Below are 13790 nucleotides of genomic sequence, written 5' to 3'. Positions count from 1 at the left end.
GAAATCGCTGCCATCGGCGCCGTGCGGGGCGCGCGTCGTTGAGCCCCGCGTTCAATCGCGCCGTCCGGTGAGGCGGACCGTAGCGACGTCCCTGGGAGGAAATCATGCAGCCTGAACCAATCCTCGATCTCGCCCATCTCGGCCACATGGAGCTGCTGACGCCGAAGCCTGACGAGAGCCTGAAATTCTTCGTCGATGTCATGGGCATGACCGTCAGCGGACGACGGGGCGAGTCGGTCTACTTGCGCGGCTGGGACGACTACGAGCGCTATTCGCTCAAGCTCACGGCGTCGAAGAGCTCGGGCATGGGCCACATGGCGTTGCGCGCGCGCAGCCAGCAGGCGCTGGAGCGACGCGTTGCCGCGCTGAAAGGATCCGGCTTCGACATCGGCTGGATCGACGGCGACATGGGGCAGGGGCCGACCTTCCGCTGCCGCGATCCCGATGGCCACATCGTCGAGCTCTATTACGAGACCGAATGGTATCAGGCGCCGCCGGAGCTCAGGCCCGCGCTGAAGAACCAGGCGCAGCGCTTTCCGGCCCGCGGCGTCAATGTCCGCCGTCTCGACCATCTCAACTGCCTCGCCGTCGACATCAAGGCCAACCGCGAGTTCTTCGAGACCTATCTCGGCTGCCGTCTCACCGAGCAGATCGTGCTCAATGACGGCCGGGAAGCGGCGATGTGGCTGACGATGTCGAACAAGAGCTACGACTTCGCCTATTCGCTCGATCATTCCGGCGTGCCCGGCCGCTTCCACCACGTCACCTATGCGCTCGACAGCCGCGAGGAGATTCTGCGCGCTGCCGACATCTTCCTGGAGAACGGCGTCCATATCGAGACCGGCCCGCACAAGCACGCGATCCAGCAGACTTTCTTCCTCTATGTCTACGAGCCCGGCGGCAACCGCGTCGAAGTCGCCAATGCTGGCGCGCGCCTGATCCTCGCGCCCGATTGGAAGCCGATCGTGTGGACCGAGGAGGAGCGCAAGAAGGGCCAGGCCTGGGGCCTGAAGACGATCGAGTCGTTCCACACCCATGGCACGCCGCCGGTGGAGATGAAGCACGGGTGAGTTAAAGCGGGTGAGCTGGGCGAGGTCTGGGCAAGCGCCTCGTCCTTCGAGACGACCGCTTCGCGGTCTCCTCAGGATGAGGCTAAGCGGCAGCTTTGCCTTATTGAACTGCTGCCAAGCATTCCGTCCTCATCCTGAGGGCCCGCCGTAGGCGGGCGTCTCGAAGGATGGCCGCAGGCGAGCTATACGCCTTCCTTCGTCTTACCTCAGTGCGTCGACCCACGCACCCGCGCGATCGTTTCGCGGACGCCGGTCCATGCCGGCTTGTCCGGCGCGAACTGCCTGCGCAGGAACGTGACGAGCTCCTCGATCTGCGCGTCGCTCATGCTGGCGTTGAATGCGGGCATGTAGCCGAGGTCGCTGGAGGCGGGGTCAGTAATGCCATGCAGGATCACCTGCACGAGATTGTCCGCCGTTCCGCTGTGCAGGTTGCTGTTCAGCGCGAGCGAGGGGCGGGTGCCGAACAGCGGCAGGCCGCCGACCTCGTGGCACACGGCACAGGCGCCCAGGTACAACCGCGCGCCGGTGGAGGAGGCGACGGTGACCTGCGTTGCGCTCTCGAGCCTCGCTGCGAGAGTAGGCGCATCGGCGGCAGCGTCGTTGAACGAGTTGAGATAGACCGCCATCGCACGGATGTCCTGGTCGGGCAGGGCCTTGAGGTCCCGGACGATCGGCGCCATCGGGCCGGCCGCGACGCCGTGATAGCGCGAATGGCCGGTGCGCAAATAGGCGAAAAGCTCATCCTCGCTCCACGGGATCGGTGCCTGCGAGAGTGAGGTTAGCGCCGGCGCCTCCCAGCCCTCGGCAAAGCCGCCGGCAAGATAGGCTTCGCGCTGCTCGGCGCCGAGCGCGTTGCGTGGCGAATGGCAGGCGCTGCAATGGCCGAGGCTCTCGACCAGGTAGGCGCCGCGATTCCAAAGCTCGGACTTGGCGGGATCGGGCTTGAACTCGCGCGTCTGGTGGAACAGCGCGTTCCAACCCGCGAGCAGCGGGCGAAGATTGAACGGAAATGCGAGCGCATTCGCCGGCGGTGTCGCGCGCACCGCGGGTTGGGCCATCAGGTAGGCGTAGAGCGCCTGCAAGTCGGCGTCGCTGGTCTTCGCAAAATGCGTGTAGGGGAAGGCGGGGTAGAGCTGCCGCCCGTCGCGATGCAACCCGTCGCGCATGGCGCGCTCGAAGGCCGGATAGGACCAGGCGCCGATGCCGGTCTCGACGTCGGGCGTGATGTTGGTCGCGTAGATCGTGCCGAACGGCGTCTGAAGCGCGCGACCGCCGGCGTTGAGCGCACCGCCGGTCGAGGTGTGGCACTCCGCGCAATTGCCGAGCGCAGCGAGCAGCTCTCCGCGCGCAATCGTTGCCGCGGAGTAGACCGATGCATCCGGTGGCGCGATTGGCGCGATGGCGCGCCCCGGCAATAACGCAGCGCCAATTCCGACCGCGGCGGTGCAGACGGCCGCGATCGTTGCGACAATGCCGGCGCGTTTGGCGAAGGGATTTTCCCAGATGCGAGACGGTTTGGGCGCCGCAGGAGCGGGCAGGGCCTGTGGTGTCGCCGGTGCATCGCCGTGCAGCCCTTTCAGGATGCGCTCGGGCGTGAACGGCGGCTCGCGAAAACGCACGCCGGTAGCATCGAAGATCGCGTTGGCGATTGCCGCCGCGCTCGGCACCGAGGCGGATTCGCCGACGCCGAGCGGCGGCTGATCCTGACGCGGCAGCATCAGCACGTCGATCTTGGGCACGTCGGGGAAGGGAATGATCGGATAGGCGCCCCATTCGCGTGCCGCCACCGCGCCGCGCTCGAACGAAACCTCCTCCATCAGCGCGCGGCTGGTGGACTGGATGACGTTGCCATGGATCTGGTGGCGCACGCCGTCCGGATTGATCATCAGGCCGGAGTCCTGTCCCGCGACGACGCGCGTGACGCTGACATCGCCGGTCGTCCTGTTCACCGCGACGTCGGCGACCCAGGCCGACCACGCCGCGCCATAGCCGGGAAACTTGCTGTGGACATAAAGCGCGTAGGCAAAGCCGCGCCCGTGCACGACTTCGCCGTCTTTCTCCTCGCGGACTGGCCGCGGCGTCCAACCCGCACGCTCGGCCACTGCGTTGACCAGGTCGACGGCGCGCTGGTCCTTGAGATAGCGCAGCCGATATTCGATTGGATCGACGCCGGCCTCGGTCGCGGCCTCGTCGATGTAGGATTCGTGCGCAAAGGTGTTCGGCAGTGCCGAGACGCCGCGGAACCAGGAGGCGCGCACGATCGGCGGCATGTCGTGGGCGACGACACGCATGTGGTCGTAGTCGTAGGGCGGGATCGCGGTGCGGTCGCCCATCTGAAGCACGGCGGGCTCGGGCGAGATGCGGCCGGTCAGCAGCAGCGCCAGAGTTGGCGCGGCGTTCGAGGGATAGCGCGTGGCGAGATCGTAACCGGCAATGCCGCCGTCGGCATCGAGCCCGCCGTTGACGTCGATGAGCTGCGCGGTACCTTTGGGCTCCCAGGCGTGCTCCTGCTCGCGTGTCAATTGCACGCGCACGGGCCGGCCGACCGCGCGTGACAGCAGCAGCGCGTCGGCGGTGACGTCGTCGGCACAGTTGCGGCCGTAGCAGCCTGCGGCTTCGAGCCGGATTACCTCGATTTCGCTCTCGGGACGTTCGATCAGGAGCGCGAGATCGCCGCGCAGCACGTGAGGGTTCTGCGTGCCCGACCAGACGCGGATATTGCCGTCGCTATAATCGGCGACGGCACAGGACGGGCCGATCGAGGCGTGCATCTGATACGGCCAGAGATAACTGCGCTGCATCGGCCTGGCAGCGCCCGATATCGCCTTGTCGACGTCGCCCTTGTCGATCAGCGTGCGCGGTGTCGATGGATTGGCGCGCAACGCGGTTTCGACGTCGGCAAGGTCGGTGAGGGTTGGCGTCGGCTTCCAGCTCACCTCGAGCCGCTCTGCCGCGCGGATCGCATTCTCCTCGCGTTCGGCGACGATGCCGACGAAGTCGCCGATGCGCACCACGGCGATGAGGCCGGGAATGTCGCGCACCGAGGATTCATCGACCGCGAGCAGGCTGGTGCCGACGAACGGTCCGGCATCGACGCCGGCATAGGGCGGCCGCACCACGCGGCCGTGCAGCATGTCCGGCAAGCGGATGTCGTGCACGAAGGTCAGCTCGCCCGTGGCCTTGGCGGGCAGATCCACGCGCGGCGTCGACTGGCCGACGATCGCGTAGTCGCCGACAGGTTTGACTGCGACATCGTCGGCAAGCTCGAGCCGGAGCTCTTCGCGGCCGATCAGCTCGCCATAGCTGACGCTGCGATTGTCGCGCCCGCGCACGAGGCCGTCCTCGATCCGCAACTCGGAGGCCGGCAGCTCCAGCTGCTCGGCCGCGCGTTCAATCAGGAAGTGCCTCGCCTGCGCCGCGGCCTTGCGCAGGGGCACGGCGGTGATCTGGATGGTTTCGCTGGCGATCGTCGCGCCCTGGTTCGGCACCACCGACGTGTCGCCGAGCACGACCACGACGCGCGCAAAGGAGACGTCGAGCTCTTCGGCGACGATCTGGCCAAGGGCGGTGCGGATGCCGGTACCGAGATCGACATGGCCGTTATAGGCCGTGACCGCCCCGTCCGCGGTGATGCGGACGAAGGTCTCGGATGTGACCTCGTCCACGGTGCGGGCGACGACGAGCGAACCCGACGGCCGCTCATCTCCGTTCGAAACAGGGGAGGCCATCAGTCCGCGGCCTCGGTGAGCTGGCCGGATGCGCGCATCACCGCGCGCAGGATCTCGACATGGGTGCCGCAGCGGCAGAGATTGTAGCGCAGCGCCGCCAGCGCCTCCTGTTCGGTGGGCCGCGGATTGACCGCGAGCAGCGCCTTGGTGGTCATGATCATGCCGTTGAGGCAATAGCCGCATTGTGCGGCCTGCTCGTCGATGAAGGCCTGTTGCACCACATCAGGCTTGTCGCGGGTGCCAAGCCCTTCGAGCGTCACGATGTCGCGGCCGGCGCAGCCGCTCACCGGAATGACGCAGGAGCGCGCCGCGACTCCGTCGATCAGGACAGTGCAGGTGCCGCATTCGCCGAGGCCGCAACCATATTTCGGGCCGTTGAGCGCAAGATCGTTGCGCAGCACATAGAGCAGCGGCGTCAGGCGCTCTGCCGTGACTTCGTGGATCCTGCCGTTCACGGTGAGGCGGATCGGTGTCTGCGTCATCCTCGTTCCCAAGCGCGCGTAACTCTACGTGGCGAACGATACCGTTTGTACACAAACGTGCAAGCGGTGCATCCCGCACTGCAGCGTGGCTGCCTTCTTTGTGGACAGAGCCGATAGGCAAATGAGGTTTTATGCGGCAGCCGCATCTTTTGCGCTGCACCGCCGCTTGACAGCGCCAGGGGACCGCGCGCAACATTGTTCGTATACGAATGATAACCGCAGTGGCCGCCGGCTCCGACATGGTGATTGAAACGACGAGCGCCGTCATCGACAAGATCCGCTGCGATGCTTGTCCGGTGATGTGCTACATCAAGCCGGGCGCAGCGGGTGCTTGCGACCGCTACGCCAATCACGACGGCAAGCTCGTCCGTGTCGATCCGCATGTGATCCTGGAGCGCACGGTCTCGCATGGCGGCAAGCTCGTTCCCTTCAGTCGCACCGAAGACTGGGACGGCAAGATCGTCCACGAACCCTCGACCTTCGTGACCGCGATCGGCGCAGGCACGACCTATCCCGACTACAAGCCGGCGCCGTTCATCGTCTCCGCTGAGGTCGACGGCGTCGACATGGTGACCGTGGTCACCGAGGGCATCTTCTCCTATTGCGGGATCAAGGTGAAAATCGACACCGACCGCTATCTTGGTCCGGAGACCGCGACCGTCCGCGCACAGGGCGAGGCGGTCGGCCACGTCACGACCAGCGAATACGGCTCGCAGATGCTGTCGCTCGGCGGAGTGCATCATCTCACCGGCGGCTCCAAGAAGGAAGGCCGCGTCACCTGCGACACGCTGATGGACCTTGCCAACTGCAAGGCGGTCGAGCTCACCATTGACGGTGGCGCCACCGTGGTGGTGCAGGCCGGGCAGCCGCCGATCGTCAACGGCATGAAAGAAGAGCGCATGCGCGTCGGCTGCGGCTCGGCGACGATCGGCATGTTCGCCAAGCAATGGCACGGCAAGGTCGACGAGGTCGTCGTTGTCGACGACCACATCACCGGGGTGCTCTCGGAGCATCAGGCCGGCAAGCTTCTCGACATCGCCGACACCGGCATCAAGATGAAGGGACGGCGCTCGACGCCCGGCCGCTATTTCCAGGTCGCCGATCCCGGCACGGGCTGGGGCGGTACCAACATTTCCGATCCCTTGTCGATCCTCGGGCCGTTCGATGCCAAGGAAGCGAAGCCCGGTCTGACCATGCTGATGGTCTCCACCACGGGCGAGCATTCGTCGTATTACGTGCTCGACGAAGCCTTGAAGCCGATCGAGACAGAGATGCCGGCCGAGTTGAAGTTCTCGGTCGAGCGCATCCAGGAAAACTGCGAGCCCGCGTTGTGCACCGTGCTGTTCATGGCCGGCGCCGGCGGCTCGCTGCGTGCCGGTGTCACCGACAATCCGGTGCGACTGACGCGCTCGGTGAAGGATGCGCTGACGCGCGTCACCAGCGGTGGCGCGCCGGTCTATGTCTGGCCCGGCGGCGGCATCACCTACATGGTCGACGTGACGCAGATGCCGTCAGGCGCGTTCGGTTATGTGCCGACGCCGGCGCTGGTCGCGCCGATCGAGTTCACGATGAAGCTGTCCGACTACGCCGCGCTCGGCGGCCACATGGATTATGTGAAGCCGCTCTCCGAGGTGCGGAACGGCGACGATGTCCGCCAGTTGCCCTGGCATCACCCGATTCCGGGGCGCCGGACATGACGAGGCGTCCGCAAATCGCATTGCTGTCTGATGGCCGGCGGCTGCATTTGCAGGATGGACCGATTGATCTGATCGTGGAGGCGAGGGGACGTGCGGACGAGGTGCGCGCGGCCTATGAGGCTGCGGCGCGCCGGTTCACCGGGCTTCTCGACGAGCTATGCGCGGAACTGACTGAATTGCGTGCGGATGCTGCGACGCGGACTTCGCTGACCGGCACCGTCGCGCGCCGTATGCACGCCGCTGTCGCGCCCTATGCCGCTGATTGCTTCATCACGCCGATGGCGGCCGTGGCCGGCGGCGTGGCCGAGGAGATTCTGGGGGCGATGCTGCGCGCTGCGACGCTCGATCGCGCTTACGTCAACAATGGTGGCGACATCGCGCTTTATCTCGATGCAGACGCGCATTTTTCCATCGGCTTGATGGACCGGCCCGACCGCGACGGCGTGATGCGGACGATGAGGATCGATGCGAATGACCCGGCGCGGGGCGTCGCGACCAGCGGACGCCACGGCCGCAGCTTTTCGCTCGGCATCGCCGATGCCGTGACGGTGCTTGCGGCGACCGCATCGCAGGCCGATGCGGCGGCGACAGTGATCGCGAATGCCGTCGATCTGCCCGGGCATCCCGTCATCATCCGGAAGCCTGCGAACGAGCTTCAACCCGACAGTGATCTGGGCGTGCGCCCCGTCACCTGCGATGTCGGCGAGCTGTCTCATGATGAGATCGCCGTCGCGCTCGAATCTGGCGCGGAACGTGCACGGCAATTGTTCGATCGCGGACTGATCGAGGGTGCCGTGTTGCAGCTTTGTGGTAATATGCTTGTCATCGGACCGAAAGATATTGAACGGCAGGAAGCGCGCCCGCGTCAGCTGGAGAACGTGGTTCATGCCTGAACAGGGAAGAGTCTGAGGACACAATCATGAGCGCGATCATCCGCAAGATCGTCACCGTCGTCGAAGAGACGCAGATGGAGATGGGCCGGCAGGTGTCGCCGCCGACCCGGCGTGCGGCTGCGATTGCCGTCATCGAGAATCCGTTCGCCGGAAAATATGTCGAGGATCTGTCGCCGCTGATCGCGATCGGCGAGGAGCTGGGTGAGCTCTTGTCGAAGCGTGCGGTGGCCGCGCTCGGCATCGATGGCGCCAAGGCGCAGAGCTACGGCAAGGCAGCCGCCGTCGGCGAGAACGGCGAGCTGGAGCATGCCGCCGCCATCCTCCACCCCAAGATGGGCGCGCCGGTGCGCAAAGTGCTGGGCAAGGGCGCCGCTCTGATCCCATCCTCGAAGAAGCGTAGCGGTCCGGGCACGACGCTGGATATTCCACTCGGGCACAAGGATGCTGCCTTCGTGCGCAGTCACTTCGACGGCATGGAAGTGCAGATCAACGACGCACCGCGCGCCAACGAGATCATGGTCGCGGTCGCCGTCACCGACAGCGGCCGTCCGCTGCCGCGGGTCGGCGGGCTGACGGTCGCGGAGATCAAGGGCGAAGATGGTCTGAGATAGAGCATGATCCGGAAAAGTGGAAACCGGTTTTCCGATGAGATCATGCTCAAGAAGTAGATTTCAAACTGGAGGTTGGGATGCGAGCAAGAAATACTATCGTCGGCGCGGCCTTCGCGCTTCTGGCGGGCGGCATGGCTCATTCGGCCCTGGCGCAGGACATCAAGATCGGCGAGATCAACAGCTACTCGCTGCTGCCGGCGTTCACCGAGCCCTATCGCAAGGGCTGGCAGCTTGCGGTCGAGGAGATCAATGCGGCAGGCGGCATCAACGGCAAGAAGCTCGTCGTCATTTCCAAGGATGATGGCGGCAAGCCGGCCGACGCGCAGACCGCGGCCAACGAGCTCGTCTCGAGCGAAGGCGTTGCGATGCTCGCAGGCACCTTCCTGTCCAACATCGGCCTTGCGGTCAGCGACTTCGCCAACCAGAAGAAGGTGTTCTTCCTCGCGGCCGAGCCGCTGACGGACGCCATCACCTGGTCCAAGGGCAACAAGTACACCTTCCGCCTGCGTCCCTCCAACTACATGCAGGCGGCGATGCTGGTCGAGGCAGCAGCGAAGCTGCCGGCCAAGCGCTGGGCCACGATCGCGCCGAACTACGAATACGGCCAGTCGGCGGTCGCCGTGTTCAAGAAGCTGATGTCGGAGAAGCGTCCCGACATCCAGTGGGTCGACGAACAATGGCCGCCGCAGGGCAAGATCGACGCAGGTCCGGTGGTGCAGGCGGTTGCCGCCGCCAATCCCGAAGCGATCCTCAACGTCACCTTCGGCGCCGACCTCGTGAAGCTCGTGCGCGAAGGCAACACCCGCGGCCTGTTCAAGGGGCGCGAGGTCGTCTCGTTCCTCACCGGCGAGCCCGAATATCTCGATCCGCTCAAGGACGAGACGCCGGAGGGCTGGATCGTCACCGGTTATCCCTGGTACTCGATCAAGACGCCCGAGCATGACGCGTTCCTCAAGGCCTATCAGGCCAAGTACAACGACTATCCGCGTCTCGGCTCGATCGTCGGCTACCAGACCATCAAGGCCGCCGCCGCCATTCTCGCGAAGGCCGGCTCGACCGATCCGGAGAAGCTGATTGCCGCGGCGGAAGGGCTGTCCATGCCGTCGCCATTCGGCGAGATCACCTTCCGCAAGATCGACCACCAGTCGACGCTCGGTGCCTATGTCGGCAAGACCGCGCTGAAGGACGGCAAGGGCGTGATGGTGGATTCTTCATACAAGAAGGGTGCGGACTATCTGCCTGGTGATGCCGAGGTCGCGAAGCTGCGCCCGAAAGATTGAAGCAAGAGAGACCGGGGCCTCCATGGTTCGAGACGCGCGGCGTCGCCGCGCTCCTCACCATGAGGGTCCCGGACCTCATCCTGAGGAGGCGCGGAGCGCCGTCTCGAAGGATGAAGCCCAGCACTGAGATCCAACCAACCCGGACCGCCGATGGCCTTTTATGTCGTACAGTTTCTGACCGGTCTCGCCAGCGCAGCATCGCTGTTCCTGGTGGCCTCGGGCCTGTCGATCATCTTCGGCGTGACCCGGATCGTGAATTTCGCGCATGGCGCCTTCTACATGATCGGCGCCTACATCGCCTTTACGCTCACCGAGCGGCTTTCGGGTGCGTTTGGGTTCTGGGGCAGCATCGTGCTGGCCGCGCTGGCCGTGGCGATGATCGGCGTGATCGTCGAGATGGTGCTGCTCCGCCGCATCTATCACGCACCCGAATTGTTCCAGCTGCTCGCGACCTTCGGCCTGACCTTGATGGTCGAGGACCTCGTGGTGCTGATCTGGGGACCCGACGATCTCGTCGGCCGCCGCGCGCCGGGCTTCAGGGGCGCCATCGATTTCTTCGGCCAGAACATTCCGAGCTATGATCTGTTTCTGATCGTGCTGGGCCCCGTCGTGCTCGGCATTCTCTGGCTGCTGTTCCAGCGCACGCGATGGGGCGTCCTGGTGCGCGCGGCGACGCAGGACCGCGACATGGTCGCGGCGCTCGGCGTCAACCAGAAATGGCTGTTCACGTCAGTGTTCGCGGTCGGCGTCTTCCTCGCAGCCCTCGGCGGCGCGCTTCAGATCCCGCGCGATGCCGTGCATCACGCCATGGATCTGCGCATCATCGTCGAGGTGTTCGTCGTGGTCGTGATCGGCGGCCTCGGCAGCATCGTCGGTGCCTTCGTCGCTGCCGTGCTGGTCTCCGAGCTGAACGCCTTCGGCATCCTGATCTTCCCGAAGATCTCCATCATTCTCGTCTTCCTGGTGATGGCGGTGGTGCTGATCGTGCGGCCCTGGGGCCTGTTCGGCAAGCCGGAGGCGGCCGCGCGCAAGACGCCTGGCCTCACCGTCAATCCCTGGCGGCCGCTGACGTCGAACGAACGGCTGGCGGCGGTTGCGGCGCTCGTCGTCGCAGCGATGCTGCCATTGTTCGCGGGCAACTATCTGCTGACCGTGGGCTCGGAGATCGCGATCTTCGTGATCTTCGCGGTCAGCCTGCACTTCCTGATGTCGGTCGGCGGCCTCGCGTCGTTCGGGCATGCCGCCTATTTCGGGCTCGGTGCCTATGGCATCGCCTTCCTCGCCAAGATGGCGGGGCTGCCGATGATCGTGTGTCTGTTCCTCGGCCCGCTGCTCGGCTGCATGGGTGCCGCCGTGTTCGGCTTCTTCGCGGTGCAGCTCTCCGGCGTCTATTTCGCGATGCTGACGCTCGCCTTTGCGCAGATCGTGTGGTCGATCGCATTCCAATGGGTGAGCGTGACCGGTGGCGACAACGGCATTCTGGGTCTCTGGCCGTCGAGCTGGGCGGCGAGCCCGTCGCATTTCTACTGGCTTGCGCTCGGCGTCGCCGCGCTGGTGACCGTCGCGTTGCGGGCCATGGTGTTCTCGCCGTTCGGTTACGCGCTGCGCGCGACGCGCGACTCGCTGCTTCGCAGCGAAGCGATCGGCATCGATGCCAAGCGGATCCAGTGGACCGCTTTCGTGATTGCCGGCACGACCGCCGGCATCGGCGGCGCGCTGTTCGCCTACCTCAAGGGCAGCGTGTTCCCCGACAATCTCGGCATCTCGCTGTCGGTCGACGCACTCGTCATGGTGCTGCTCGGCGGCGTCGAGACGGTGTCCGGCGCCGTGATCGGCGCCATCGTCTACAAGGCCTTGAACATCTGGCTGGTGAGCCAGACCGATCTGTCGAAGCTCGTGCTCGGCGGCTTCATCATGCTGATCGTCGTCGTCTTCCCGAAGGGGATCGTCGGCATGCTCGAGATGCTGGCGCAGCGCCGGCGAAAGTCTTCGCCGCCGGGCTCTCCCTTGCTTGCCAAGCCGATCGAGTCTGCCGAATGAGCGTTGCACCCCCACTTCTCGCGGTCGAAGGCCTGACCAAATCCTATGGCGGCATCCATGCGGTGCGCGGCGTGTCGTTCTCGCTGCGCGCGGGCGAGATCCTGGCGCTGATCGGTCCGAACGGCGCCGGCAAGAGCACCTGCTTCGACATGCTCAACGGCCAGAACAAGCCCGATAGCGGCCATGTCCGCCTGCTCGGCGAAGAGATCACGGGCAGGAAGCCGCGTGAGGTCTGGCGGCTCGGCGTCGGGCGCACGTTCCAGATCACCGCGACCTTTGCCACCATGACCGTGCGTGAGAACGTCCAGGTCGCGCTGATTTCGCATGAGAAGCAGCTCTACAACCTCTGGGGCTCGGCGCCGAAGTTCGACCGCGGCGAGGCCGGCCGCCTGCTCGAGCTGGTCGGCATGGGCGGCTACGCGGACCGTCCCTGCGGCGAGCTGGCCTATGGCGATCTCAAGCGGCTCGAGCTTGCGGTAGCGCTCGCCAACCAGCCGAAGCTGCTGTTGATGGACGAGCCGACCGCGGGCATGGCGCCGCGCGAGCGCGTCGATCTGATGCGGCTGACCGCGAGCATCGCGCGGGAGAAATCCATCGGCGTGCTCTTCACCGAGCACGACATGGACGTGGTGTTCGAGCATGCCGACCGCATCATCGTGCTGAACCGCGGGACGTTGATCGCCGAGGGCTCGCCGGCTGAGGTGCGCGGCAATCCGCAGGTGCAGGCAGTCTATCTCGGCGAGGGCCTCGTCTACGATGCCCGCCACCGCGAGGGAACCTCGGCATGAAGCTCACGGTGCAAGACCTCAACAGCCATTATGGCCCGGCCCATATCCTGTTCGACATCGGCTTCGAGGTCGGTGAGGGCGAGGTCGTGGCATTGCTTGGGCGCAACGGCGCGGGCAAGTCGACGACCTTCCGCTCGATCGTCGGCCTCGTCGCGCAGCGCACCGGCTGCATCACATTCGAGGGCAAGGACGTCTCGGCGAAGCCGACGCATGAGATCGTGCGCGAGGGGCTCGGCTACGTTCCGGAGGAGCGGCGCATCTTCACCGATTTGACGGTTGAAGAGAATCTCGAAGTCGGCAAGCAGCCGAAGCGTGCGAACGCGCCATACTGGACGCGCGAAAAGCTGTTCGCGCTGTTTCCCAATCTGGGCGAGATGAAGAACCGTCCGGGCGGCCGCATGAGCGGCGGCGAGCAGCAGATGCTCACCATTGCCCGCACGCTGATGGGCAATCCCTCGCTGGTACTGCTCGACGAGCCCTCGGAAGGCCTGTCGCCGAAGATCGTGGAGCAGATGGTCGATGCCATCCTGACCATGAAGAAGGAGGGCGTCAGCATCGTCGTTTCCGAGCAGAACCTGCATTTCGCGCGCTTGATCTCCGACCGCGCCTACATCATCGAGCGCGGCCGGATCTGCTTCGGCGGCACCATGGCCGAGCTCGACGCGCGTCCAGATATCCGCGACGCGCATCTGTCGTTGTGAGAGCGGGGAACGGATGGCGAGAAGCGTGACGGCGAAGAAGAACGTCAAACCGGCGAAGCCGCCTTACGTGCTCGACGAGCAGGTCGGTTTCATCCTGCGCCAGGTCTGGCAGCGCCATAGCTCGATCTTCGCCCGCGACATCGGCACCAATTTGACGCCGACACAATGGGCGGCATTGTCGAAACTGGCCGAGACCGGGCCGTGCTCGCAGAACCAGCTCGGGCGGCTGACGGCGATGGACGTCGCCACCATCAAGGGCGTGATCGATCGTCTCACCGCGCGCGGCCTGACCGAGACCAGCCAGGATCCCGACGACGGGCGGCGGCTCCTGGTCAGCCTGACGCGGGCGGGTCAGCAGCTTGCGGAGAAGCTGGCGCCCAATGCGCTGGCGATCACGCGCGAGACGCTGGCACCGCTTGACGCGAAAGAGCGTGAGCTGCTGATGGCGCTACTCAACAAGCTAAGGTGAATTCCGCTTCCTAACCGTCACCCTGAGGTGG

The 13790-nt window shown here is 65.5% G+C and carries 11 protein-coding genes; 9 read left to right on the top strand and 2 right to left on the bottom strand.

Annotation, left to right across the window (positions count from 1 at the left end; translation table 11 throughout):
• The first annotated feature begins 104 nt into the window (after positions 1-104).
• Positions 105-1070, top strand: coding sequence for a catechol 2,3-dioxygenase (locus tag AC1RQP_RS06185; RefSeq protein WP_239623064.1), 966 nt, complete (start codon positions 105-107; stop codon positions 1068-1070).
• A gap of 206 nt (positions 1071-1276) precedes the next feature.
• Here the strand turns inward: AC1RQP_RS06185 and AC1RQP_RS06180 are convergent, their stop codons facing one another.
• Both AC1RQP_RS06180 and AC1RQP_RS06175 read right to left on the bottom strand, forming a co-directional pair.
• Complete coding sequence (locus AC1RQP_RS06180) at positions 1277-4798, bottom strand: molybdopterin cofactor-binding domain-containing protein (protein ID WP_492936259.1); 3522 nt, start codon at positions 4796-4798, stop codon at positions 1277-1279.
• Positions 4798-5280: a (2Fe-2S)-binding protein gene (locus AC1RQP_RS06175; RefSeq protein ID WP_239623066.1), complete on the bottom strand. Its 483-nt coding sequence runs from the start codon at positions 5278-5280 to the stop codon at positions 4798-4800. The genes AC1RQP_RS06180 and AC1RQP_RS06175 overlap by 1 nt, the downstream gene beginning before the upstream one ends.
• A 239-nt stretch (positions 5281-5519) precedes the next feature.
• Here AC1RQP_RS06175 and AC1RQP_RS06170 point away from each other — a divergent pair, with 239 nt between their 5' ends.
• The 8 genes from AC1RQP_RS06170 (at position 5520) to AC1RQP_RS06135 (ending at position 13759) form a co-directional block, all read left to right on the top strand.
• The gene (locus AC1RQP_RS06170) at positions 5520-6977 is read left to right on the top strand and encodes a 6-hydroxynicotinate reductase (protein ID WP_492936392.1); all 1458 of its coding nucleotides are present in this window, start codon (positions 5520-5522) and stop codon (positions 6975-6977) included.
• On the top strand, positions 6974-7870 hold the full coding sequence (locus AC1RQP_RS06165; RefSeq protein ID WP_492936258.1) for a UPF0280 family protein: 897 nt from the start codon (positions 6974-6976) through the stop codon (positions 7868-7870). The genes AC1RQP_RS06170 and AC1RQP_RS06165 overlap by 4 nt, the downstream gene beginning before the upstream one ends.
• Positions 7871-7896: 26 nt before the next feature.
• A complete protein-coding gene (locus tag AC1RQP_RS06160; RefSeq protein ID WP_024338309.1) occupies positions 7897-8481 on the top strand; it encodes an amino acid synthesis family protein in 585 nt (194 codons plus the stop codon).
• A gap of 77 nt (positions 8482-8558) precedes the next feature.
• Positions 8559-9761, top strand: coding sequence for an ABC transporter substrate-binding protein (locus AC1RQP_RS06155; protein WP_239623068.1), 1203 nt, complete (start codon positions 8559-8561; stop codon positions 9759-9761).
• Positions 9762-9911: 150 nt separating this feature from the next.
• The gene (locus AC1RQP_RS06150) at positions 9912-11801 is read left to right on the top strand and encodes an ABC transporter permease (RefSeq protein WP_492936257.1); all 1890 of its coding nucleotides are present in this window, start codon (positions 9912-9914) and stop codon (positions 11799-11801) included.
• Positions 11798-12589 (top strand): ABC transporter ATP-binding protein, encoded by a 792-nt coding sequence (locus AC1RQP_RS06145; RefSeq protein WP_061877678.1) that lies wholly within the window; start codon positions 11798-11800, stop codon positions 12587-12589. The genes AC1RQP_RS06150 and AC1RQP_RS06145 overlap by 4 nt, the downstream gene beginning before the upstream one ends.
• Positions 12586-13290: an ABC transporter ATP-binding protein gene (locus tag AC1RQP_RS06140; protein ID WP_492936256.1), complete on the top strand. Its 705-nt coding sequence runs from the start codon at positions 12586-12588 to the stop codon at positions 13288-13290. Before AC1RQP_RS06145 ends, AC1RQP_RS06140 begins: the two co-directional genes overlap by 4 nt.
• A gap of 13 nt (positions 13291-13303) precedes the next feature.
• Positions 13304-13759, top strand: coding sequence for a MarR family winged helix-turn-helix transcriptional regulator (locus AC1RQP_RS06135; RefSeq protein WP_239623071.1), 456 nt, complete (start codon positions 13304-13306; stop codon positions 13757-13759).
• Positions 13760-13790: the final 31 nt, after the last annotated feature.

The organism is Bradyrhizobium sp. GW821-FHT13H06 (genome assembly GCF_058803975.1).
Note: the sequence above shows the minus strand (reverse complement) of the source record. Positions and strands in the feature narration are given on the sequence as shown.